General features: G+C 67.4%; 20 protein-coding genes. 8 read left to right on the top strand and 12 right to left on the bottom strand.

Features of this window, described 5'->3' with window-relative positions; genetic code table 11:
• The first annotated feature begins 49 nt into the window (after positions 1 to 49).
• Both QZ670_RS01160 and QZ670_RS01155 read left to right on the top strand, forming a co-directional pair.
• Positions 50 to 1,207, top strand: a complete 1,158-nt coding sequence (locus tag QZ670_RS01160; RefSeq protein WP_294250834.1) for a bifunctional 2-C-methyl-D-erythritol 4-phosphate cytidylyltransferase/2-C-methyl-D-erythritol 2,4-cyclodiphosphate synthase — start codon at positions 50 to 52, stop codon at positions 1,205 to 1,207.
• 39 nt (positions 1,208 to 1,246) lie between these two features.
• Positions 1,247 to 1,783, top strand: coding sequence for a CinA family protein (locus QZ670_RS01155; RefSeq protein ID WP_121076935.1), 537 nt, complete (start codon positions 1,247 to 1,249; stop codon positions 1,781 to 1,783).
• On the opposite strand, the gene QZ670_RS01150 is transcribed toward QZ670_RS01155, so the two are convergent.
• Entirely contained in the window at positions 1,708 to 2,205 is a 498-nt protein-coding gene (locus tag QZ670_RS01150; protein ID WP_294250821.1) for a type II toxin-antitoxin system RatA family toxin, read from the bottom strand. The two genes, QZ670_RS01155 and QZ670_RS01150, sit on opposite strands and share 76 nt — an antisense overlap.
• The gene (lipA, locus tag QZ670_RS01145) at positions 2,205 to 3,137 is read right to left on the bottom strand and encodes a lipoyl synthase (RefSeq protein ID WP_294250817.1); all 933 of its coding nucleotides are present in this window, start codon (positions 3,135 to 3,137) and stop codon (positions 2,205 to 2,207) included. Before lipA ends, QZ670_RS01150 begins: the two co-directional genes overlap by 1 nt.
• Before the next feature lie 130 nt (positions 3,138 to 3,267).
• Between lipA and QZ670_RS01140 the strand changes: the two genes are divergently transcribed.
• Positions 3,268 to 3,897, top strand: coding sequence for a carbonic anhydrase (locus QZ670_RS01140; RefSeq protein WP_294250813.1), 630 nt, complete (start codon positions 3,268 to 3,270; stop codon positions 3,895 to 3,897).
• A 147-nt stretch (positions 3,898 to 4,044) separates the two neighbouring features.
• Here QZ670_RS01140 and QZ670_RS01135 read toward each other — a convergent pair whose 3' ends face one another.
• From QZ670_RS01135 to aspS, 3 genes are read right to left on the bottom strand one after another with little or no spacing between them, the layout of a single operon-like run.
• Positions 4,045 to 4,821 (bottom strand): polyphosphate kinase, encoded by a 777-nt coding sequence (locus tag QZ670_RS01135; protein ID WP_294250810.1) that lies wholly within the window; start codon positions 4,819 to 4,821, stop codon positions 4,045 to 4,047.
• Positions 4,822 to 4,829: 8 nt separating this feature from the next.
• The gene (locus QZ670_RS01130) at positions 4,830 to 5,846 is read right to left on the bottom strand and encodes a 2-hydroxyacid dehydrogenase (RefSeq protein ID WP_294250806.1); all 1,017 of its coding nucleotides are present in this window, start codon (positions 5,844 to 5,846) and stop codon (positions 4,830 to 4,832) included.
• A 16-nt stretch (positions 5,847 to 5,862) separates the two neighbouring features.
• A complete protein-coding gene (gene aspS / locus QZ670_RS01125) occupies positions 5,863 to 7,665 on the bottom strand; it encodes an aspartate--tRNA ligase (RefSeq protein ID WP_294250803.1) in 1,803 nt (600 codons plus the stop codon).
• Between the two features lie 146 nt (positions 7,666 to 7,811).
• Between aspS and rnd the strand changes: the two genes are divergently transcribed.
• Both rnd and QZ670_RS01115 read left to right on the top strand, forming a co-directional pair.
• Entirely contained in the window at positions 7,812 to 8,987 is a 1,176-nt protein-coding gene (gene rnd / locus QZ670_RS01120) for a ribonuclease D (RefSeq protein WP_294250800.1), read from the top strand.
• Positions 8,984 to 9,274 (top strand): I78 family peptidase inhibitor, encoded by a 291-nt coding sequence (locus QZ670_RS01115; RefSeq protein ID WP_294250796.1) that lies wholly within the window; start codon positions 8,984 to 8,986, stop codon positions 9,272 to 9,274. Before rnd ends, QZ670_RS01115 begins: the two co-directional genes overlap by 4 nt.
• 6 nt (positions 9,275 to 9,280) lie before the next feature.
• Here the strand turns inward: QZ670_RS01115 and QZ670_RS01110 are convergent, their stop codons facing one another.
• Positions 9,281 to 10,654: a deoxyribodipyrimidine photo-lyase gene (locus QZ670_RS01110; protein ID WP_294250793.1), complete on the bottom strand. Its 1,374-nt coding sequence runs from the start codon at positions 10,652 to 10,654 to the stop codon at positions 9,281 to 9,283.
• Between the two features lie 113 nt (positions 10,655 to 10,767).
• On the opposite strand from QZ670_RS01110, the gene QZ670_RS01105 reads away from it, so the two are divergent.
• On the top strand, positions 10,768 to 11,652 hold the full coding sequence (locus QZ670_RS01105; protein ID WP_294250790.1) for a diacylglycerol kinase family protein: 885 nt from the start codon (positions 10,768 to 10,770) through the stop codon (positions 11,650 to 11,652).
• 151 nt (positions 11,653 to 11,803) lie between these two features.
• Here QZ670_RS01105 and QZ670_RS01100 read toward each other — a convergent pair whose 3' ends face one another.
• From QZ670_RS01100 to dapA, 6 genes are all read right to left on the bottom strand, one after another.
• Positions 11,804 to 14,488 (bottom strand): valine--tRNA ligase, encoded by a 2,685-nt coding sequence (locus QZ670_RS01100; protein ID WP_294250787.1) that lies wholly within the window; start codon positions 14,486 to 14,488, stop codon positions 11,804 to 11,806.
• Between the two features lie 50 nt (positions 14,489 to 14,538).
• Entirely contained in the window at positions 14,539 to 14,892 is a 354-nt protein-coding gene (locus tag QZ670_RS01095; protein WP_294250784.1) for a response regulator, read from the bottom strand.
• A 40-nt stretch (positions 14,893 to 14,932) separates the two neighbouring features.
• Positions 14,933 to 17,326, bottom strand: coding sequence for a response regulator (locus tag QZ670_RS01090; RefSeq protein ID WP_294250781.1), 2,394 nt, complete (start codon positions 17,324 to 17,326; stop codon positions 14,933 to 14,935).
• A gap of 74 nt (positions 17,327 to 17,400) precedes the next feature.
• Entirely contained in the window at positions 17,401 to 17,943 is a 543-nt protein-coding gene (locus QZ670_RS01085; RefSeq protein ID WP_294250779.1) for a DUF2062 domain-containing protein, read from the bottom strand.
• 1 nt (position 17,944) lies between these two features.
• A complete protein-coding gene (smpB, locus tag QZ670_RS01080; protein WP_010545579.1) occupies positions 17,945 to 18,427 on the bottom strand; it encodes an SsrA-binding protein SmpB in 483 nt (160 codons plus the stop codon).
• A gap of 67 nt (positions 18,428 to 18,494) precedes the next feature.
• The gene (gene dapA / locus QZ670_RS01075; RefSeq protein WP_294250769.1) at positions 18,495 to 19,376 is read right to left on the bottom strand and encodes a 4-hydroxy-tetrahydrodipicolinate synthase; all 882 of its coding nucleotides are present in this window, start codon (positions 19,374 to 19,376) and stop codon (positions 18,495 to 18,497) included.
• 70 nt (positions 19,377 to 19,446) lie between these two features.
• Here dapA and QZ670_RS01070 point away from each other — a divergent pair, with 70 nt between their 5' ends.
• Both QZ670_RS01070 and greB read left to right on the top strand, forming a co-directional pair.
• Positions 19,447 to 21,438, top strand: coding sequence for a lytic transglycosylase domain-containing protein (locus QZ670_RS01070; RefSeq protein ID WP_294250766.1), 1,992 nt, complete (start codon positions 19,447 to 19,449; stop codon positions 21,436 to 21,438).
• Between the two features lie 15 nt (positions 21,439 to 21,453).
• Entirely contained in the window at positions 21,454 to 21,933 is a 480-nt protein-coding gene (greB, locus tag QZ670_RS01065) for a transcription elongation factor GreB (RefSeq protein WP_294250763.1), read from the top strand.
• Positions 21,934 to 21,959: the final 26 nt, after the last annotated feature.

The following is a 21,959-nucleotide window of genomic DNA, read 5'->3' as shown; positions in this document are numbered from 1 at the left end:
GGCCCGGCGGCCCTACCGCTGCCCCGCAAACTTCGCTAGGCGCTCCGCCATGACCGCGTTCAGGACCGCCGCCATCCTCGTCGCCGCCGGCAGCGGCACCCGCGCCGGGGGCAGTGTGCCCAAGCAATATGCGCTGCTCGGCGGGAAGCCGCTGCTCGCCTATGCGCATCGCGCGCTGAGCAGCCATCCGAAGATCGACGCGGTGCTGACCGTGATCGGCGAAGGCCAGGAGGCGCTGCTCGAAGGTGCGCTGGGGACCACCCCCTTCGTCACCGGCGGCACCACGCGCCGCGAGTCGGTGCTGAACGGGCTGGAGGCGCTGCTTGCCGGCGGGTTCAGCCATGTCCTGATCCACGACGCTGCCCGCCCCTTTCTGCCGGCGCGGGTGATCGACGATTTGCTGACCAGCCTGGGCACCACCGGCGGGGCGATCCCCGCGCTCTCCGTCGCCGACACCCTGGTACGCGGCGCAGGCGCGCTGATCGGCGATACCGTTCCCCGCGACCAACTCTACCGCGTGCAGACCCCGCAGGCCTTCGCGTTCGATGCCATTCTCGATGCGCACCGCCGCTGGCCCGCCGAGGTGGAGGCGACCGACGACGCCCAGATGCTGCGCGCGATCGGCGGCCAGGTCGCGCTCGTTCCCGGAGACCCGATGCTCGAAAAGATCACCCACCCCGCCGATTTTGCTGCCGCCGAGACGCGGCTCGCAGCCGCGATGCGCGTCCGCACTGCCACCGGTTACGATGTCCACCGCTTCGCCGAGGGCGAGGCGCTGTGGCTGGGCGGCGTGCGCATCCCCCACAGCAAGGGCCTGTCCGGCCATAGCGACGCGGACGTCGCGCTGCACGCGATCACCGACGCACTGCTCGGCACGATCGGTGCGGGCGATATCGGCATGCACTTCCCGCCCAGCGACCCGCAATGGCGCGGGGCGGCCTCGGCGCGGTTCCTCGAACATGCCGCGTCGCTCGTCGCAGCCGAGGGTGGCATCCTCGACTTCATCGACGTGACGCTGATCTGCGAGGCGCCCAAGATCGGCCCGCACCGCGAGGCGATCCGCGCCTCGATCGCAGCGATCCTCGGTCTCGATCCGGGACAGGTGAGCGTCAAGGCCACCACCACCGAACGCCTGGGCTTTACCGGCCGCGGCGAGGGCATGGCGGCGCAGGCTGTCGCAACCGTACGCGTACCTGCAAGGAACTGACTCGTAACACCCTTCATCCAATGGCAAGGGGGCGCCGTTATGGACACGATTCTTCCCACCGAGCTCGTAGAAGCCGCGCGTAAGGTCATCGACGCAAACCGCGCTGCCGGCCGCCGCGTCGCCGTCGCCGAGAGCTGCACCGGCGGTCTGGTCTCCGCCGCGCTGACCGAATTGCCGGGTTCGTCCGACGTCTTCGACGCCGGCTTCGTCACCTATTCCAACGATGCCAAGATGGACGTGCTGAAGGTGAGCCTCGACGTGCTCGAAACCTTCGGCGCGGTCTCGATCGCGGTCGCCTGGAGCATGGCGCAGGGCGTGCTGGAGCGCACCAAGGCCGATGTCGCCGTGGCGATCACCGGGATCGCCGGCCCCGGCGGGGCGACCGAGAACAAGCCGGTCGGCACCGTCGTCTTCGCCCAGGCGATCCGCGGCGCCGATCCCAAGCACGTCGTCGCCGACGCGCGCCATTTCGAGAACAATGGCCGCGGCGGCATCCGCCTTCAGGCGGCGTTGTGCGCGCTCGACCTGTTGATGCCGTCGCCCGAGGTGCCGGTCGAGGAACCCGAAGCGGCGTAAAGCTTCGCCGCGCGCTCCTCGAACGCACCGATCATCTTGCGGAGCGCGCGGTCGAACACCTGGCCGGCCAGCATCTCGAACACCCGGTTCTTGAACGCGAAGTCGACGCAGAAATCGACATAGCAGCCGCCCTGCCCGTCCGGCCGGAACTTCCAGTCGTTCGACAGGTGCTTGAGCGGCCCATCGACATATTCGACATGGACGGTCTCGGGGCGCACCTTGGTAACGCGCGAGGTGAAGGTCTCGCGCAGCCCCTTGAAGCCGACGATCATGTCCGCGACGACCTGGGTGTCGCTCGACGAGCGGACGCGCATCGCGCTCACCCAGGGCAGGAACTCGGGGTAGCGCGCGACATCGGCCACCAGATCGAACATCTGTTCCGGCGAGTAAGGAAGCTGCCGGGTTTCGCTGTGCTTGGGCATCAGGCCTTGGCGCTCGCCTTCGCCAGCTTGGCCTCGCGGGCCGCGCGCATTTCGGCGAAGTCCTCGCCGGCGTGGTAGCTGGAGCGCGTGAGGGGGCTCGATGCGACCTGCAGGAAGCCCTTGGCCCGCGCGATCGCGCCATAGGCCTGGAAGTTCTGCGGGGTCACGAACTCCTCGACCTTCGCATGTTTCGGCGTCGGCTGAAGATACTGGCCCATGGTCAGGAAATCGATGTCGGCCGAGCGCATGTCGTCCATCACCTGGTGCACTTCCAGGCGCTGCTCGCCCAGGCCGAGCATGATGCCCGACTTGGTGAAGATCGACGGATCGAGCCGCTTCACCGTCTCCAGCAGGCGCAGCGAAGCATAATAGCGCGCGCCCGGGCGGATCATCGGATAGAGCCTGGGGACGGTCTCGAGATTATGGTTGTACACGTCCGGCCGCGCGGCGACGATCGCCTCGACGGCGGCCTCGTGCTTGTTGCGGAAATCCGGGGTGAGGATCTCGATCGTGGTGGTCGGGCTCGCCTTGCGGATCGCCTCGATCACCTTGACGAACTGGCTGGCACCGCCGTCGGGCAGGTCGTCGCGGTCCACCGAGGTGATGACGATATGCTCCAGGCCCATCTGCAGCGCCGCCTCGGCGACGTGCTGGGGCTCCAGCGGATCGACCTTGCGCGGCATGCCGGTCTTGACGTTGCAGAAGCGGCAGGCACGCGTGCAGACGTCGCCCAGGATCATCACCGTTGCGTGTTTCTTGGTCCAGCACTCGCCGATGTTCGGACAGGCGGCTTCCTCGCACACGGTGACGAGGTTCTTGGAGCGCATCAGGGCGCGGGTCTTGGCGAACCCTTCCGAGGTCGGGGCCTTGACGCGGATCCAGTCGGGCTTGCGGACGCGCTCGGGGCGCGGCAGCGGAGTCTGCTCGTTCATGGGGGGCAGATAGAGCGCCCGGACGCGTTTCGCCAGTCCCGGAAATTGCGCATGGCGTTGCAAGGAGCGTAAGCGGCGCAAGCGCGTTCGCCCCGTCGACAAGCCCAACAAGGACGACTAGGCGACGCACATGGCAGGATTTCGAGAACTCATCGGCGGCTATCACCGCTTCCGCACCGAAGGCTGGAGCCAGCAGCGCGCCCGCTGGGCCGAGCTGTCCGAAGGTCAGAGCCCCAAGGTGATGGTGATCGCCTGCTCCGACAGCCGAGTCGATCCGGCGCAGATCTTCGATACCTCGCCGGGCGAGATCTTCGTGGTGCGCAATGTCGCCAATCTCGTGCCGCCCTTCGAGATGGGTGGCGGTCGCCACGGCGTGTCGGCGGCGCTGGAGTTCGCGGTGACGCAGCTCGAAGTGCCGGAGATCGTGGTGATGGGCCACGGCGCGTGCGGCGGCGCGCATGCGGCACTCACCCAGCGCTTCGCCGATGCCGAGCAAGGCGAAGGCGGGTTCATCGCGCACTGGGTCGACATGCTGGACGGCGCGCGCGAGAAAATCGTCGCCGAGCATGGCGAGGGGCCCGAGGCGGTGCGCGCGATGGAGCAGGAGACCGTCCGCGTCTCGATCCGAAACCTGCGGACCTTTCCTTTCGTCGCCGAGCGCGAGGCAGCCGGTAAGCTGAAGATCCACGGGGCATATTTTGCGATCGCCGATGGCGTGCTTCACGTGATGGGCGACGACGGCACCTTCGCGGCGGCGTAACTTCCTAGATCCTCCCCGGCACGGGGAGGGGGACCATGCGCAGCATGGTGGAGGGGGCTTCCACGAGGGGCAACGCCTGCGGAGATCCCCCTCCACCACGCGGCTGCGCCGCGTGGTCCCCCTCCCCGTTCCGGGGAGGGATTAGGGCTAGAACTTCCCCAGCGCTTCGGTGGCGACCTTCACGACCTGCGGATCGAGCTCGGGCGGCACCATCGGGACATGCTTTTCCAGCTGCTCGGCGATCGCGGTCAGCGCCGCGATCCGTGCCGCCTTCTTGTTGTTGCCGTCGATCACCGTCCAGCGCGCGTGCGGCGTGTCGGTCTCGTGGAACATCTCGTGCATGGCATCGAGATAGTCGGCGCGGCGCGCGCGGTTGCGGAAATCGTCCATGCCGGTCTTCCAGCGCTTCCACGGATGGGTCAGCCGGTCGCGCAGCCGCTTGTCCTGGGTCTTCTGCGTGACGTGCAGGAAGAGCTTGATCAGCGTCGCGCCGTTGTTGACCTGCTGCGCCTCGAAATCGTTGATCTCGGCATAGCCGCGGCGCCAGTCGGTTTCGCTTGCATAGCCCTCGACCCGCTCGACCAGCACCCGGCCATACCAGGTACGATCGAACACCGCGATGTTGTGCTGGGCCGGAAGCCGCTGCCAGAAGCGCCAGAGGAAATGATGGGACAGCTCTTCCTGGGTCGGCGCGGAGATCGGCCAGACCTCGTAATAGCGTGGGTCCCATTCGGCGGTGAGGCGCTTGATCACGCCGCCCTTCCCCGCCGCATCCCAGCCCTCGAACGCCACGATGGCGCGGCGTTTGTGGATGATGTGCGCGGTCTGGATATGGCTCAGCCGCTTCTGGAGCTTGGCGAGTTCGGTTTCGTAATCGCCGTCGAAATGGTCGCCGGTCTCGTAATCGGAAAGATCGATGGTCATGGGGCTGCTCAACGCGGCGCGGCGATCAAGGCTGCATCGACGCGATTGGCAAGCGGGCGCCCGGCTTCAAAATTGGCGATGCTGGCCAGCGTCGTCTCCGCGATGGCGGATAGCGCCTCCTCGGTGAGGAAGGCCTGGTGGCCGGTCACGAGTACGTTGGGGAAAGTGAGCAGCCGCTGGAACTGGTCGTCGGCGATGATCTCGTTGGAGAGGTCCTCGAAGAACAGGTCCGCCTCCTGCTCGTAGACGTCGAGCGCCACCGCGCGGACCTTGCGTGCCTTGAGCCCGTCGATCAGCGCCGCCGTGTCGATCAGCGCGCCGCGGCTGGTGTTGACGATCACCAGCCCTTCGCGCGCTTCGGCAATCACCTCCGCATTGATCAGCCGGTGCGTCTCGGGCGTGAGCGGGCAATGCAGGGTTACGATCTCGGCAGTGCGCAGCAACTCGTCGCGCGGCACATAGCGGACACCGATTGCCTCCAGCTCGGGATCGGCATGGAGGTCGCTCGCCAGCACGGTGCAGCCGAACCCGGCCCGCAGCGCGCGGGCGACCAGCGCTCCGATTTTGCCCGTGCCGACGACGCCGACCGTGCGGCCGTGGAGATTGCGGCCGATCAGCCCATCGAGCGCGAAGTTGTTTTCTCGCACCCGCGACCAGGCACGCGGGATCTGACGGTCGACCGCCAGCAGCAGTCCGACGGTGAACTCCGCCACCGCATGCGGCGAATAGGCGGGCACCCGCACGACCGCGATGCCCAGCCGCTCGGCCGCGAAGAGATCGACATTGTTGAAGCCGGCGCAGCGGAGCGCCAACAGCCGCACGCCGACCCCAGACAGCGCCTCTAGCACCGCCCCGTCCACGCCGTCGTTCACGAAAACGCTAATCGCCTCGTGCCCCGCCGCCAGCGTGGCGGTCAGCGCATCGAGGCGGGGTTCGAGAAAGGTCAGGTCATGGCCGAAGCGCGCATTGGCCTCGGAAAGGAAGCGGCGGTCATAGGCCTTGGTGTTGAACACCGCGACGCGCATGACCGACCGTCGCCCCTCAGCCCGCCTTGGGGCCGTCGACGCCCGGTGCCAGGCGGATGTGCAGTTCCTTGAGCTGCTTGTCGCTCACCGCCGACGGCGCGTGCATCATCAGGTCCTCGGCCTTCTGCGTCATCGGGAAGGCGATCACCTCGCGGATGTTCGGCTCGTCGGCGAGCAGCATCACGATGCGGTCGACGCCCGGGGCCGAACCGCCGTGCGGCGGCGCACCGAACTTGAAGGCGTTGATCATGCCCGAGAAGTTCGTATCGACGTCCTGCTGGGTATACCCGGCGATCTCGAACGCCTTGTACATGATCTCCGGCTTGTGGTTCCGGATCGCGCCCGAGGACAGCTCGATGCCGTTGCAGACGATGTCGTACTGATAGGCGAGGATGTCGAGCGGGTCCTTGGTCTCCAGCGCCTCCAGCTCGCCCTGCGGCATCGAGAAGGGGTTGTGGCTGAAGTCGACCTTCTTCGCGTCCTCGTCATACTCGAACATCGGGAAGTCGACGATCCAGCAGAACTCGAAGCGCTTCTTGTCGATCAGCTCCAGCTGCTCGGCGACGCGGGTGCGCGCCAGGCCGGCGAGCTTGGCCGCCTGCGCTTCCTTGCCCGCGGCGAAGAAGATGCCGTCGTTCGGGCCGAGGCCCATGGCTTCGGCAATCGCCTTCATGCCGTCCTGGCCATGGTTGTTGGCGATCGGGCCGCCGAACACGCCGTCCTTCTGCGTCGCATAGCCGAGGCCGGGGAAGCCTTCGCTCTGCGCCCAGCTGTTCATGTCGTCGAAGAACTTGCGGCTCTTCTCGTGCGTGCCCGGCGCCGGAATCGCGCGGACGACGTCGCCGCCCTCGACGATCGAGGCGAAGCGGCCGAAGCCCGAGCCCTTGAAGAAGTCCGACACGTCGGTGATCACCAGCGGGTTGCGCAGGTCCGGCTTGTCGTTGCCGTATTTGAGCATCGACTCGCGGTACGGGATGCGCTTGAACGGCAGCGCGCTGACGGTGCGGCCCATGCCCTCCCAGTCGGCGAACTCCTCGAACACGCCGTGCAGCACCGGCTCGATCGCGGCGAACACGTCGTCCTGGGTGACGAAGCTCATCTCGAAGTCGAGCTGGTAGAATTCACCCGGCGAGCGGTCGGCGCGGGCGTCCTCGTCGCGGAAGCACGGCGCGATCTGGAAATAGCGGTCGAACCCGGCGACCATCAGCAGTTGCTTGAACATCTGCGGCGCCTGCGGCAGCGCGTAGAACTTGCCCGGATGGACGCGGCTGGGGACGAGATAGTCGCGCGCGCCCTCAGGGCTCGACGCGGTGAGGATCGGCGTCTGGAACTCGGTGAAGCCCTGGTCGATCATCCGGCGGCGCAGCGACGCGATCACGTTCGAGCGCAGCAGGATGTTCTTGTGGACCTTCTCGCGGCGCAGATCGAGATAGCGGTTCCGCAGGCGGATCTCTTCCGGATATTCCTGCTCGCCGAACACCGGCATCGGCAGGTCGGCGGCGGCCGACTGGACCGTCACTTCCGCCGCGCGGACCTCGATCTCGCCGGTCGGCAGGTTCGCGTTCACCACGCTGGCATCGCGGGCGACGACCGTGCCGGTGACGGTAATCACCGATTCGGAACGCAGCGACTCGATCGCGTCGAAGGCCGGGCCGCTCGCGTCGGTGACGATCTGGGTGATGCCGTAATGATCGCGCAGGTCGACGAACACCAGGTCGCCATGGTCGCGCTTGCGGTGCACCCAGCCCGACAGGCGGACGGTCTGCCCGACATCCGTAGAACGGAGCTGGGCGCAGGTGTGCGTGCGATAGGCGTGCATGATGCGGTTCTTCTCACCTTGGCGTCTTCCCGCCACGCTTGGCGGTGCCGGTCCGGGCCGGCGCGACGATATTGAAACACTATGACCGCGCGCATTCCGGTCACACCCCACTTTTGTCAACCCGAAGACCGGTATATGGGCGTTGGATGCACATTCATGGTCTGATCGAAGACAGCGTCACCCTCGCCGATCTCTGCAAACGTCTCGCGAAGTCCGACTTCATCACGGTCGACACCGAGTTCATGCGCGAAAACAGCTACTGGCCCGAGCTCTGCCTGATCCAGGTGGCGAACGACAAGGAGGCCGCGGCGATCGATCCGATGGCCCCGGATCTCGACATGGGGCCCCTGCTCGACCTGCTGGTCGAGAATGAGGACGTGCTCAAGGTGTTCCACGCCGGCGGCCAGGACATCGAGATCGTCTACAACCTCACCGGCAAGACCCCGCACCCGATGTTTGACACCCAGGTCGCGGCGATGGCGCTCGGCCAGGGCGAGCAGATCGGCTATTCCAACCTCGTCGACACCTATCTCGGCATCGTCGTCGACAAGGGCGCACGCTTCACCGACTGGGCACGCCGCCCGCTCGACAAGCGCCAGATCGATTATGCGATCGCCGACGTGACCCACCTCTCCAAGATTTTCCCCAAGATGCTGGAGAAACTGCGCAAATCCGGTCGCGGCGTGTGGCTGGACCAGGAGATGGAGCGCATCTCCGACCCCGAGAATTACCGCAACGATCCCGACCAGGTGTGGCAGCGCGTCCGCATCAACAGCCGCAAGCCCGAGGTGCTCGGCCGACTCAAGGCGCTGGCCCGCTGGCGTGAGCTGGAGGCGCAGGGCAAGGACCTGCCGCGCGGCCGCATCGTCAAGGACGAGACGCTGGCCGATCTCGCCGCCAACCCGCCGCGCAAGCAGAGCGATCTCGCCAAGGTGCGCGGCCTCTCCGCCGCCTGGGCGGGCAATGACATTGGCGGGCGGATGATGGCCGCAATTGCCGAGTCGAAGCCCATGCCGGCGGACGAGATGCCGGGCCGCGAGGAGCGCAAGCCCTCGCTCGGCAAGGACGGCGCGCTGGTCGCCGATCTGCTCAAGCTGCTGCTCAAGATCCGCGCCAAGGAAGTCAACGTCGCGCCGCGCCTGCTCGCCCGATCGGAGGACCTCGAGGCGCTCGCCGCCGGGGTCCGCAAGGACCTGCCGATCCTGGAGGGCTGGCGCTACGAGCAGTTCGGCCGCGACGCGCTGGCGCTGGTCGAGGGCCAGCTCGCCTTCGCCGTGCGCAACGGCAAGCTCAAGATGAGCCGCACCGAGGAGCCCGCATGATCCGCACCCTCATGCTTCTCGCGCTGGCGGGCACCGCCGCCGGTTGCGCCCCGCAGAAAAAGGCCGAGCCGTTGCCCGCGATGGTCGAATGCGACGCCAACCGCATCCAGGACCTCAAGGGCAAGCAGCGCTCACCCACGGTCGAGGCGGATGCACTGGCCCGCTCGGGCGCCAAGCGCGTGCGCTGGATAGAGCCGGGCTCGGCGGTGACGATGGACCTCCGCGTCGACCGGCTGAACCTCCATATCGACGCCGCCGGCACGATCACCGACGCCCGCTGCGGCTGAGCCGCCTCAGCGGACCGCCCTGCCCGCCGCGAGCGCGCGCTCCCGTGCCTCGCGGTGGTCGATGCGCTTGGGCGGATAGGCGGCAGGGCGGCAGCCCGCCGCGTCCGGATCGTGGATCGCGGCGTCGGATAGCTTGGCGAGCTCCGGCACCCATTGCCGGATATAGCCCGCCGCATCGAACTTCTCGGATTGGGTGAGCGGCGCCATCACCCGGCTCCACTGGCTCGAATCGACGCCCGAGCCCGAGACCCATTGCCAGTTGACCGCGTTGTTGCCGTAATCGGCATCGACCAGCGTGTCCCAGAACCAGCGCTCGCCCTCGCGCCAGTCGATCAGCAGGTGCTTGATCAGAAAGCTGGCGGCGATCATCCGCACGCGATTGTGCATCCAGCCGCTCGTCCAGAGCTGGCGCATGCCGGCATCGACGATCGGATAGCCGGTCTGCCCACGCTGCCAGGCGCGTAGATCAGCCTTGGCGGCCTTGCCGGTCCGCCACTCCAGCTTGTCGAAGGCAGGGCGGCCGTTCTTCGCGGCATAGTCGGGAAACTGGCAGATCAGATTCTGGGTGAAGTCGCGCCAGCCCAGCTCGCGCAGATACTCCTCCACCTGCCCGCCGGCATCCTCGACCGCGTGCCAGACCTGCGCCGGCGAGAGCTCGCCGAAATGAAGGTGCGGCGAGAGGCGCGAGCTGCCTTCGATCGAGGGCAGGTTCCGCGTGTCGTCATAGCGCGCGGCATGGTCCTGGAACCGCCGGAGCCGCTGGTGCGCGCCGGCCTCGCCGGGGGTCCATTCCTCGCGGAAGCCCGCGGCCCAGTCGGGCTTGGTGGGGAGCAGGTGCCAGTCTGCCAACGTGTCGCTCTTCGGCCATTTGGACGGAGCGCCAATCTTCTGCGGCACCCGCAGCGGCGGTGCCGGGGGCAGGCGTTCGCGCAGCGCCCGGTAGAAGGGCGTGAAGATCTTGTAAGGCTTGCCCGCCCCGGTTGTCACCGCACCCGGCGGCAGCAGGTAATTGCCGTCGTGGCAGCAGAGCGTCAGCCGCTTCGCCACCGCGCGCTCGGCATTGCGCCACCAGGGCTCGTAATGGCAGATGCAGTGGACCGTGCTCGCCCCGGTCTCCTCGGCGAGCCGCGCCAGTTCCTCGTCGCTCTTGCCCCGACGCAGGATCAGCCGCGATCCCTTCTCGCGCAGTGCCGCGTCGAGCGCTTCGAGGCTGTGGTGCAGCCACCAGCGCGAAGCACCGCCCATCGCGCGATGCTTCGCCGTCTCGTCGTCGAGCACATAGACTGGTATCACAGCCCCCGCCTCCACCGCGGCGACGAGCGCGGGTTGATCGGCAAGGCGAAGGTCGCGGCGGAACCAGAGCAGGACGGGTGCAGTCATAGGCGCACAAACGCGCAAGTGCACACCAAGGCCACCTGTCCGCTGGATCAGGTAGCGTGGACCCGATCGACGACAACAGGCGTTACGCTTCCGTCATCAATCAAGGGGCTCCCATGGCATTTAAATCGGCGGCGATGGTCGTCAACACCAAGTCCCGCCACGGCCAGGACTGGTTCGACCGCGCCTGCGCCCGGTTCGGCGAGCAGGACATGCCCGTCGACGCGCATGCCGTCGACGATCCCGATCGGCTGGAAGCGGTGCTCGACGAAGTGCTGGCGAAGCAGCCCGAGCTGGTGATCCTCGGCGGCGGAGACGGGACGATCAGCGGGCTGGTCGACAAGCTGGTGGGCAAAGGCGTGACGCTGGGCGTACTGCCGCTCGGCACCGCCAATAGCTTCGCCCGCTCGCTCGGCATTCCGCTCGACGTGGACGGCGCGGTGGATGCGATCCTGAGGGGGCAGCCGAAGCGGATCGACCTCGGCATGATCGACGACGACTATTACGCGAGCACCGCCGCGATCGGCCTGTCGCCGCAGATCGCCGAGACCGTGCCGCACAACGCCAAGCGCTGGTTCGGGCGGATGGGCTATCTCAGCTGGGCGGCGCTGCAGTTCGTCAAGTTCAAGCCGTTCACGGTGATCGTCGGCGAGGGCAAGGACGCCAAGCGCCTGCGCGCGGTGGAGGTACGGATCTCGAACGGGCCGTTCCATGGCGGCACCGAGCTGGTCGACGAGGCCGAGGTCGCCTCGGGCGAGATCGTCGTCCAGGTGGTGAAGGGCCCGACCAAGTCCCGGCTGGTCCGCAACTGGGCGGCCTCGGTGCTGCGGCTGGAGGCGCGCAAGGAGGATACGGTGACCTTCCGCGGCCAATCGCTGCGGGTGGCGACCGAGCCGTCGCTGCCGATCTCGATCGACGGCGAGGTGCTGGCCAAGACGCCGGTGACAGCGAAAGTGGCGCCGGCGGTGATTGAGGTGATGGTGCCGGTGGCGGCGGAGTAGCTTGGTAGACTCACCCTCACCCTTCCGCCGCTTCGCGGCTCCCTCCCCCTCCCGCAGGCGAGAGAGGGACCAAAACCCCTCTCCCGCCTACGGGAGAGGGAGGGGCCCATCGCGCTAGCGATGGGAGGGTGAGAGTGAGTCCGGCTAGAGATTACCCCAACCGCGCCAGCGCCGCCGAAAGCCGCTCGGCCTCGGCCGCCTTCTCGGCATGGTCCGCCCGCGCCTTCTCGACCGCCTCGGGCTTGGCCCGCTCGACGAAGCTCGGATTGCCGAGCCGCCCGGCAAGCCCGTCGCGCTCCTTCTCGGCCGCAGCGATCGCCTTGGTGAGGCGGGCACGCTCGGCCTCCAGATCGACCACATCGCCCAGCGGCATCACGAACGTCGCCTCGTCCACCACCAACTGCAGCGCGCCGCCCGCCGCCGCATCCCCCTGCGCCTGATCGACCCGACCGAGCCGCGCCAGCGCAGCCTCCTGCCGCGCCAGACGTGCGACCGTGTCCGGCGAGGCGTCCCGCACGTGCAGCGCCAGCCGCGCGCCCGGCGGCACGTTGAGCTCGGTCCGCGCCGCGCGGATCTCGCTCACCAGCCGGATCAGCCAGTCGATCTCCTGCGCCGCTGACGGATCGAGCGCCCGCGCATCGGCCATCGGCCACTTCGCGACGATCAGGGCATGGTCGCGCGGGCCCATCTTCGACCACAGCTCTTCGGTGATGAAGGGCATGAACGGATGGAGCATGACGAGGATCTGGTCGAGCACCCAGCCTGCAACCGCGCGCGTTTCGTCGGCATCCGCCGCGGCAACGCCCTCACCCTGCAGCACCGGCTTGATCAGCTCGAGATACCAGTCGCAGAAGCGGCTCCAGACGAACTGGTAAATGCTGTTCGCCGCCTCGTCGAAGCGCAGATCGGCCAGCGCCAGATCCAGCGCCTGCACCGTCGCGATGGTTTCCGCGATGATCCAGCGGTTTACCGCCAGTTCCGCAGCCGGCGCCTCAAGCTGCTTGCTGGCCGCGATGCCGTTCGCCTGGCAGAAGCGCGCGGCGTTCCACAGCTTCGTCGCGAAGTTGCGATAGCCCTCGAGCCGCTTCTCATCCATCTTGATGTCGCGGCCCTGGCTCTCCATCGCCGCCATGAAAAAGCGCAGCGCATCGGCGCCATACTTGTCGATCATGCCGAGCGGATCGACCGTGTTGCCCTTGGACTTGGACATCTTCTGGCCGTCCGCGGCGCGGACAAGACCGTGCAGATACAGGGTCTTGAACGGCACTTCCTTCATGAAGTGCAAACCCTGCATCATCATCCGCGCGTCCCAGAAGAACAGGATGTCGAAGCCGGAGATCAGCACGTCGTTCGAATAGCGCCCGCCCAGCGTCGGGTCGCCATTCTCCGGCCAGCCGAGCGTCGCGAACGGCCACAGCGCCGAAGAGAACCAGGTGTCGAGCACGTCGGGATCGCGGGTGAGCGCGACGCCCTCGCCCGCCTGCGCCTGTGCCTCTTCCTCGGTCTCGGCGACATAGGCCTTGCCCTCGGCATCGAACCACGCCGGGATGCGGTGGCCCCACCAGAGCTGGCGGCTGACGCACCAGGGCTGGATGTTCTCCATCCAGTTGAAGTACGTCTTTTCCCAGCTCTTCGGCACGATCTTGGTCGCGCCCGAGCGGACCGCCTCGATCGCCGGCTTGGCGAGGGTGGCTGCGTCGACATACCATTGGTCGGTCAGCCACGGCTCGATCACCTGGCCCGAACGATCGCCATAGGGGGTCTGGATCGTGCGCGGCTCGGCGTCGTGCTCGGCGCCTTCCTTGTCGACGAAGGGCACGAGGAAGCCCTCGTCCTTCAGCCGCGCGACGATTGCCTTGCGCGCCTCGAAACGGTCGAGCCCGATCAGCTCGGCGGGCACAAGCCCGTCCTGCGTCTGGCAGATCGCGGCCTTGGCATCGAGCATGTTGAGCATCTCGCCGGCTTTGATCCCAGCGCGAACACCGACCTCGAAGTCGTTGAAATCATGGCCCGGCGTAATCTTCACCGCCCCCGAGCCGAGCGCCGGATCGGCATGCTCGTCGCCGACGATCGGGATCAGCCGGTCGGTGATCGGGAGCCTAACCTGCTTGCCGATCAGCGCCTTGTAGCGCTCGTCCTCAGGGTGCACGGCGACCGCCATGTCGGCGAGCATCGTCTCGGGCCGCGTCGTCGCGACCTGGATGAAGCCCGAGCCATCCGCCAGCGGATAGCGCAGGTGCCAGAAACTGCCGCGGACTTCCTTGGTCTCGACCTCGAGGTCCGAAATCGCGGTTCCGAGGCCCGGATCCCAATTCACCAAGCGCTTGTCACGGTAGAGCAGGCCCTGGCGATAGAGCTCGACAAACACCTTGAGGACGGCCTTGGAGAAGCCTTCGTCCATGGTGAAACGCTCGTTCGCCCAGTCCATCGAGCAGCCGAGCCGGCGCAGCTGGCGGGTGATCTGCCCGCCGCTCTCCGCCTTCCATTCCCAGACCTTGTCGACGAACGCCTCGCGGGTGAAGTCGGTGCGCTTGCTGCCGGCGGCATTGAGCTGGCGCTCGACCACCATCTGCGTGGCGATGCCGGCATGATCGGTGCCGACCACCCAGCGCGCGTCCTTGCCCTTCAGCCGCGCATGGCGGACGAGGATGTCCTGCAGGGTGTTGTCGAGCGCGTGGCCGATATGGAGGCTGCCCGTCACGTTGGGCGGAGGGTTGACGATCGTCCAGGGCTCGGCGCCCTCGCGCTCGGGGCGGAACAGGCCTTCGTCTTCCCAATGGGCATACCAGCGGGATTCGATTTCGGCGGGGTCGAAGGTCTTGGGGAGTTCGGTCATGATGACAGGGGCTTTAGCGTCGCCCCCGCCCTGCACACAACCCTTGGCCGTCAGCTGAGCGTGCTGAGCACCTTGTCGACGCGATCCAACGTGAACGGCTTGGACAGGACCGGCCGATCACGGTGCAGCGGCGCGATGCTGTCGTCGGCGCCGCCGGTCGCGAGCACGAAGGGGATGCCCAGCTCGGCGAGCTTGTCGGCGATCGGCCAGCTCTGCTCGCCCCCGCGCAGGTTGACGTCGAGGATCGCAGCATCGATGCCGCCCGCCCCGATCCGGTCGAGCGCCTCGGCGACATTGTCGGCGGTGCCCGCCGGCACGCGGTCCAAAGCGTCGAGGAAATCCTCGAGCATCATGGCAATCAACGGCTCGTCTTCGACGATGAGAATGTTACGCGGACCCTGCATGCTGCCCCCTTTGCAGGAAAAGTTGTTTCGTGCCAAGCACTTATTTGGCCACCAAGATCTCCTGAACCGCTTCTGCAAGTTGTTGCACGGAAAAGGGTTTAGGGAGAAAGGCGACATTGTCCAGATCGATTGAACGGCGCAATTGTTCCTCGGCATAGCCGGACATGAACAGGATCGGCAGGTCGGGCCAGCGCTCACGGACCTTGCGCGCCATGCTGGGCCCATCCATCACCGGCATCACGACGTCGGAGACGAGCAGGTCCGGCTTGTCCATCGTCTCGATCGTTTCGAGCGCGACCTCGCCATTTTCGGCGGTAACCACCGAATAGCCCTGACGGGTCAGCGCGCGTTCGGCGATGGCGCGGACCATATCCTCATCTTCGACGACGAGGATCGTGCCGGTACCCCATAGATCGGCGGGCTTTTCCTTCACCACCGGCAGCTTGGCCACCGCCGCCTCGGGTGCGGCATGGACCGGCAGGTAGATGGTGAACGCAGCGCCGCCGCCAGGATTGTTCTCGGCGAAGATATAGCCGCCCGACTGCTTGATGATGCCGTAGACGGTCGAGAGGCCCAGCCCGGTCCCCTTGCCCACCTCCTTGGTGGTGAAGAAGGGCTCCCAGATCTTGGACAGGATCTCCGGCGGGATGCCGGTACCGGTGTCGGAAATGCGCAGTGCCGTATAGTCCCCCACCGGCAGGACGTCGTCGTCCATCCGGCGAACGTCTGCGGAGGAGACCGCCAGCGTCTCGATCGTCAGCGAACCGCCGCCGCTGGGGTTCCTGCTGAGCATCGAATCGCGGGCATTGACCGCGAGGTTGACCACCACCTGCTCGAGCTGTCCCGGATCGGCGCGCACCGGCCCCAGGTTGCGGCCATGCTTGACGTCGAGCGACACCGTCTCGCCGAGCAGCCGCTTAAGAAGGTTGGAGACTTCGGAGATGATGTCGGGCAGCTGCAGCACCTGCGGCCGCAGCGTCTGCTGGCGCGAGAAGGCGAGCAGCTGGCGGGTCAGGCTGGCGGCGCGGTTCGAATTGGCGCGGATCTGCTGGATGTCGTCATAGTCGCTGTCGCCGGGCGAATGGCGCATCAGCATCAGGTCGCAATGGCCGATGATCGCCGTGAGGATGTTGTTGAAATCATGCGCGACGCCGCCGGCGAGCTGGCCCACCGCCTGCATTTTGGTCGCCTGGGCGATCTGGCGCTTGAGCTTGCCCTCCTCGCCCGAATCCCGCAGACTCAGCAGCACCGCCGCATCGCCCAGGCCGCGCGCGCCGGCGATGGTGATCGCCACCGGCTCTTCCGACGCGTCCTTCAGGCGGACCGTGATCTCGAGCGATTGCGGCGCGCCGCCAGCGAAGCGGCGGACGGCGTCGGCCAGCGTCGCCTTGTCCTCGCGCACCACCAGGTCGCCCGGATAAAGCGGCGGCGCCGCGGGATTCACCCGGGCGGTGCGGACGAACGCCTCGTTCATCGTCAGGAAGCGACCGTCGCGGTCGATCAGCGCGAGGCCGGTGGGCAGCAGCGAGATCAGCGAATGGACGTGCGCCGAAGCACTGCCTGCCAGTGCCGGGCTCGCGATCGCCGTCGGCTCCTCGTCGAGCAGCGCCACCAGCAGCGGCGCCTCGTCGCCTTCGAGGAAGGGAATCTGCAGCACGCGGAGCGGCGTGCCTTCCATGCCTTCGCGCTCGAACCGCACTTGGCCGATCGAGTCCGTGATCAGCAGCCCGGCAAAGTCGCGGCCGTCGGCGATCGCATCGGCACTACCCAGCGCGCGGTGGCGGAAAACGCGATTGGCCGAGCGGATGCGGCCATCGGGTGCGACCAGCACCACCATCACCCCTGCCCCGCCCAGCCGGTCGCCGGTCGGGCCGGCGAGCAGCCCCTGTACCTGGACGGCGAGGTCGAGCGCGTGAATGCCGATGAACCGCCACACCAGCGACTCGTCGCCGACGCGGACGACGCGGACCGCCACCTGCGCGCCGAACACCTGAACGTCGCTGCAGCGGCTCTCGCCGTCACGCCAGGCGGCACGAGCACAGGTGCCGAGCGCGCGCTCGCCCTCGTCGCCGATCGGCAGGTTGGGCGGGGTCGGCCAGCCGCCGAACAGCGCTTCGTAGCGCGGATTGGCGCAGACCAGGCGGCCGCTACGGTCGGTCACCGCCAGCGCGTCGTCGCTGGCCGAGGCAAGCGCATGGGCGATCGCCCAGTCCGTATAGCGTTCGATGCTGGTCGTCGGCGACCGGAAAAGGCGGCCCATCGCCAGCATCACCCCCGCCGCAAGCAGCGCCGCGGCAAGAAAGCCCATCGCGATCGCGCGATCGTTGAGGCTGGCGAGGATCACGCCGGCGGCCGCGACGCCGGTAAACACCACCGCCACAATCGGCAGCAGCAGCGACGGCTTGGGCAGTTCGGCGTCGGGCAGACTAGCCATGGTTCACCGATGTTCCGTCGCCGCCTCAGCGTCAAGCGCCGATCGCGTCACTTCGGATGCGGCCTTGCGCGAGATCAAGCGCCGGCGCGGCGGAGCTGCAGCCGACGCTTGCGCTTGCGGAGGATCCACCAGCGCCACAGCAATCCGCTGCCGAAATAGCCGATCACGGCAAGCACCACCGCGAGGGTGACCAGTCCGGTCAGCGTTGCGGGGCCCGCCTGGTGCAGCAACCAGTCGAGCCACCCCGGCGCGTCGTTCGCCAGTACCTTTTGCGCAGCACGCGGGCCAAGCATCCAGCTGCCCAGCCAATAGGCGGCGACCCAGAGCGGGGGCGTGGTGAACGGATTGGTCAGGAAGGTCGTCGCGGCGGCGGCCGGGATATTGGCGCGCAGGGGCAGGGCGAGAAAGGCCGAGGCAGGAATCTGGCCCATCGGCACCAGGATTCCGGTGAGCATCCCCAGCGCGACCCCGCGCGGCACCGATCGGCGGGTGAAACGCCACAGCGAGCTGTGCATCACCCGGCTCGCCACCGGCTTCAGCCAGCGATTGGTCTCGATCGATTCCCGGCTGGGGATCGCCCTGTCCGCCAGGCGACGCAGGCGGCCCGGCGCAGCCATCTCAGCCGCGGTCGCGGAGGATGCGCGACTGCTCGCGCTTCCAGTCGCGTTCCTTGATCGTCTCGCGCTTGTCATGCGTCTTCTTGCCCTTCGCCAGCGCCAGCTCGACCTTCGCACGCCCCTTGCCGTTGAAATAGACCGACAGCGGGACCAGCGTCATGCCCTCGCGGGCGACGGCACCATGGAGCTTGTTAATCTCGCGCTCGTGAAGGAGCAATTTACGCGGGCGCTTCGCCTCATGGTTGAAGCGATTGCCATGGCTGAATTCGGGAATGTTGGCGTTGACCAGCCACACCGCCTCGTCCTTCACCTCGGCATAGGCCTCGGCGATCGAGCCCTCGCCGAAGCGCAGCGACTTCACCTCGGTGCCGGTCAGCACCAGGCCGGCTTCGTAGGTCTGCTCGATGAAATAGTCGAAGCGGGCGCGCCGGTTCTCGGCGACGGTCTTGACTTTGTCGAAGGTAGCGGGACGCGGACGGGCCATAAGACCGCGCGATGTAGGGATGCTCGGCCCGGAGCGCCAGACGTTTGTTGGCGCCCCGGTTCGAAGCTTAGAGAAGCCCTGCGAATTCCAGGGCGGCGTCGACCGCCTTGCGGCTCGCCTCGCCCGCCTCGGTCATCGGCAGACGGAGCTCCTGCGGGAAGCCCTCGCGCACCCGGCCCATCGCATACTTGACCGGGCCCGGCGAGGCATCGGTGAACATCGCGATGTGGAGCGGGTAGAGCTTGTCGTGGAGCGCCAGCGCCTTGACATTGTCGCCCGCCGCCCAGGCCGCCTGGAAATCGGCGCACAGCTTCGGCGCGACGTTGGCGGTCACCGAGACGCACCCCACCCCGCCCATCGCGTTGAACGCCAGCGCCGTCTCGTCATTGCCCGAAAGCTGGACGAAGCCCGTGCCGCAACCCGCGCGCTGCTCGGAAACGCGGCTGAGGCTGCCGGTCGCGTCCTTCACGCCGACGAACGTCTCGGGAAACGCCTTGACGATCCGCGCCATGGTCGCGGGCTGGATGTCGGTCACGGTGCGACCGGGCACGTTGTAGAGGACGATCGGCAGGTCGGTCGCCTCGGCCACCGCGGCAAAGTGGCGGAAAATGCCTTCCTGGCTCGGGCGGTTATAATAGGGCGGCACCATCAGCGCGGCGTCGGCCCCTGCATCCTTGGCGGCATGGACATTGTCGATCGCCACCTTGGTGTCGTTGGATCCGGCGCCGGCGAGGATCTTCACCCGGCCTTTCGCCTGATCGGCACAGACCCGCACGATGTGGAAATGCTCGTCCTTGGGCATGGTTGCGGCCTCGCCGGTGGTGCCGCAGGGAACCAGCGCCGACGAGCCTTCCCCAATCTGCCATTCGACGAGCGCGCGGAAATCCTCCTCCGCGAACGCGCCGCTACGGAACGGCGTCACGAGCGCAGGGATCGATCCAGAAAACATCGCGCGGAATCATCCTCTTTTTCGGTAGAAACGGGGTGGCAGATACGGGCGGATCTCCTATCATGTCCAGATGGTCGGTACGGTACTCAAAGGCGCGTTGGTGTTCGCCGGTGTTTCGGGACTGGCAGCCTCCTCGCAGGTGACCCCTGCGATGCTGGCGGCCCTGGCAGGCGGCTTCGTGCCGCAGGCACAGGCCCAGTTCGATCCGGTGAGTAGCGCGCTGGTCGAATGGAAGCGGCTGCAGCAGTCGGACAATTACGCCTTTTCCGACTACGCCAATTTCCTGCTCGCCCACCCGGGTTGGCCCGGCGAGAAGAGCCGGCGCGCGGCCGCCGAGACGATCCTCGACAGCGGCGCGACCATGCCGGACCTCGCCGTTCGCTTCTTTACCCGCTTCCCGCCGATCACCCCTGCGGGCCGCCTCCGCTATGCCGAGGCGCTCGCCGCTACCGGCCGCCGCGCCGAGGCAGAGGACCAAGCCCGCCGGGCCTGGCGCGCGGGCATCCTGCGCACCGTCGACGAAAGCAAGCTGCTCGCCTCGTTCGGCACCACGCTCCGCCCCGCGGACCATGACGCGCGCGAAGACATGCTACTCTGGCAGGGCGCGACCAGCATCGCGACGCGGCAGCTGGTGTACACGTCGCCCGAGCTGCGCCCGGTGTTCGACGCGCGGATCGCCTATCGCACCAATGCCTATGACGCGGCGACCAAAGCAAGCCTCGCAGAGGCGCGCGGCGGCTCCGACCACGGCTATATTGCCGATCGCGCGCGCTGGCTGGGGCAGACTGGCCAGACGCAGCTCATGCGCTCCTATCTCGCCCAGCCGCGCCGCATGGCGGGTTTCCCGGGCGATCCGGAGAAATGGTACGAGGTGCTGCTCTCTGCCGCGCGCGGCGCGCTGGCGGACGGGCAGTACGACCTCGCCTATCGGATCGCCTCGCAGGTCGACGATGCCTTCCCCTCCGGCACCGACGTGAGCGAGCTGTCGCTCGGCGTGCGCGACGATTATACGAGCCTCACCTGGCTCGCCGGGACGGTGGCGCTCTACAATCTCGGACGACCGAACGACGCGGTCGGCATGTTCGCGCGCTACGGCCATGGGTCGAAGACGCCGGGCACGCAGTCCAAGGGCCTCTACTGGGCCGGGCGTGCCGCCGAAGCCGCAGGCAATACGACCAGCGCGCGCACCTATTTCGCGAGCGCCAGCGGCTTTCCGGACCTGTTCTACGGCCAGCTCGCGGTCGAACGGCTTGGCCAGCCGCTGCGGGGTCCGCGCGATCTCACCGGCAAGACGGCATCGCCCGGCGCGCGCGAGGCCTTCTACCGCAGCGAGCTCGTCCGCGCCGCGCAGCTGCTCGGCCAGATGGGCAACCGCAGCGATCAGAGCCTGTTCCTCCGCAAGATCGCCGAGGACGCGACGACCGAGGACGACCATCTCCTGGCCGCCGATCTCAGCCGCACGCTGGGGCGGCCGGACCTGGGGGTGATGGTCGGCCGGAGCGCGCTCCAGAACGGCCTGTCCGACTATAGCGCTGCCGGTTATCCCTCGGTGAAGGTGCCCGAGGGCCAGCGCGATTACTGGACGATCATCCACGCCATCGCCCGCCAGGAAAGCCAATTCAACCGCGACGCAGTCAGCCGCGCCGGTGCTCGTGGCCTGATGCAGCTGATGCCCGGCACCGCGCGCGAAACCTCGCTCAAGATCGGCAGGAGCTACGACCCCGGCGCGCTCAACGCCGACACCGATTACAATATCGAGCTCGGCTCGAGCTATTTCCAGCGGATGCTGAACTATTATGGCGGCTGTTACCCGCTGGCGGTCGCGGCGTACAACGCCGGGCCGGGCAATGTGAACAAATGGCTCAATGCCTATGGCGACCCGCGCCTGCCCGGCGGCGACATGGTCCGCTGGATCGAGCAGATCCCGATCTTCGAGACCAAGAACTATGTCCAGCGCGTGCTGGAAAATGCCGTGGTCTATGATCTGATGAACCCCTCCTACGCGCGCAGCAAGGGGACGGCGAACCTCAGCTGGTATCTGGGCAAGAGCCGGCCGGGCTGATAGCGCGGGTCGATCATGAACGATCGCCCCAACTATATCACCCCCGCCGGCTATGCCGCGCTCAAGGCCGAGTACGACCAGCTGTTTGCACAGGAACGCCCCAAGCTGGTCGAGACGATCTCCTGGGCGGCGGGCAATGGCGATCGCTCGGAGAACGGCGATTACATTTACGGCCGCAAGCGCCTGCGCGAGATCGATCGCCGGCTGGGCTTTCTCGCCCGGCGGATGAAGGCGGCGAAGGTCGTCGATCCCAGCCGGCAGGAGGATCGCAGCGGCGTGTTCTTCGGCGCCTGTGTGACCATCGCCGACGAGGACGACAACCACCGCACGCTCACCCTGGTCGGCGACGACGAGGCCGATGCCGCCAAGGGGCTGGTCGGCTGGAACGCGCCGCTTGCGCGTGCGCTGCGCGGCGCGCGCGTCGGCGATCTCCGCCGGGTGACGCTGCCCGCGGGCGAGCGCGAATATGAAGTGATGGCGATCACCTATCCCTGACGCGCCGGGGTCTGCCCCAGTTGCGG

Source organism: uncultured Sphingomonas sp., assembly GCF_913774285.1.
GTDB lineage: Bacteria > Pseudomonadota > Alphaproteobacteria > Sphingomonadales > Sphingomonadaceae > Sphingomonas.
This window is presented reverse-complemented; position numbering and strand designations above follow the sequence as displayed.

Bases quoted from the DNA above. Each gene is read 5' to 3' on its own strand.
- QZ670_RS01070 (WP_294250766.1), top strand. From the start codon at position 19,447: ATGGTCGGTACGGTACTCAAAGGCGCGTTGGTGTTCGCCGGTGTTTCG.
- dapA (WP_294250769.1), bottom strand. From the start codon at position 19,376: ATGTTTTCTGGATCGATCCCTGCGCTCGTGACGCCGTTCCGTAGCGGC.
- QZ670_RS01135 (WP_294250810.1), bottom strand. From the start codon at position 4,821: ATGACCATCGATCTTTCCGATTACGAGACCGGCGACCATTTCGACGGC.
- QZ670_RS01110 (WP_294250793.1), bottom strand. From the start codon at position 10,654: ATGACTGCACCCGTCCTGCTCTGGTTCCGCCGCGACCTTCGCCTTGCC.
- QZ670_RS01160 (WP_294250834.1), top strand. From the start codon at position 50: ATGACCGCGTTCAGGACCGCCGCCATCCTCGTCGCCGCCGGCAGCGGC.
- QZ670_RS01085 (WP_294250779.1), bottom strand. From the start codon at position 17,943: ATGGCTGCGCCGGGCCGCCTGCGTCGCCTGGCGGACAGGGCGATCCCC.
- greB (WP_294250763.1), top strand. From the start codon at position 21,454: ATGAACGATCGCCCCAACTATATCACCCCCGCCGGCTATGCCGCGCTC.
- QZ670_RS01095 (WP_294250784.1), bottom strand. From the start codon at position 14,892: ATGCAGGGTCCGCGTAACATTCTCATCGTCGAAGACGAGCCGTTGATT.
- QZ670_RS01140 (WP_294250813.1), top strand. From the start codon at position 3,268: ATGGCAGGATTTCGAGAACTCATCGGCGGCTATCACCGCTTCCGCACC.
- QZ670_RS01100 (WP_294250787.1), bottom strand. From the start codon at position 14,488: ATGACCGAACTCCCCAAGACCTTCGACCCCGCCGAAATCGAATCCCGC.
- aspS (WP_294250803.1), bottom strand. From the start codon at position 7,665: ATGCACGCCTATCGCACGCACACCTGCGCCCAGCTCCGTTCTACGGAT.
- QZ670_RS01155 (WP_121076935.1), top strand. From the start codon at position 1,247: ATGGACACGATTCTTCCCACCGAGCTCGTAGAAGCCGCGCGTAAGGTC.
- QZ670_RS01115 (WP_294250796.1), top strand. From the start codon at position 8,984: ATGATCCGCACCCTCATGCTTCTCGCGCTGGCGGGCACCGCCGCCGGT.
- smpB (WP_010545579.1), bottom strand. From the start codon at position 18,427: ATGGCCCGTCCGCGTCCCGCTACCTTCGACAAAGTCAAGACCGTCGCC.
- rnd (WP_294250800.1), top strand. From the start codon at position 7,812: ATGCACATTCATGGTCTGATCGAAGACAGCGTCACCCTCGCCGATCTC.
- QZ670_RS01090 (WP_294250781.1), bottom strand. From the start codon at position 17,326: ATGGCTAGTCTGCCCGACGCCGAACTGCCCAAGCCGTCGCTGCTGCTG.
- lipA (WP_294250817.1), bottom strand. From the start codon at position 3,137: ATGAACGAGCAGACTCCGCTGCCGCGCCCCGAGCGCGTCCGCAAGCCC.
- QZ670_RS01105 (WP_294250790.1), top strand. From the start codon at position 10,768: ATGGCATTTAAATCGGCGGCGATGGTCGTCAACACCAAGTCCCGCCAC.
- QZ670_RS01150 (WP_294250821.1), bottom strand. From the start codon at position 2,205: ATGCCCAAGCACAGCGAAACCCGGCAGCTTCCTTACTCGCCGGAACAG.
- QZ670_RS01130 (WP_294250806.1), bottom strand. From the start codon at position 5,846: ATGCGCGTCGCGGTGTTCAACACCAAGGCCTATGACCGCCGCTTCCTT.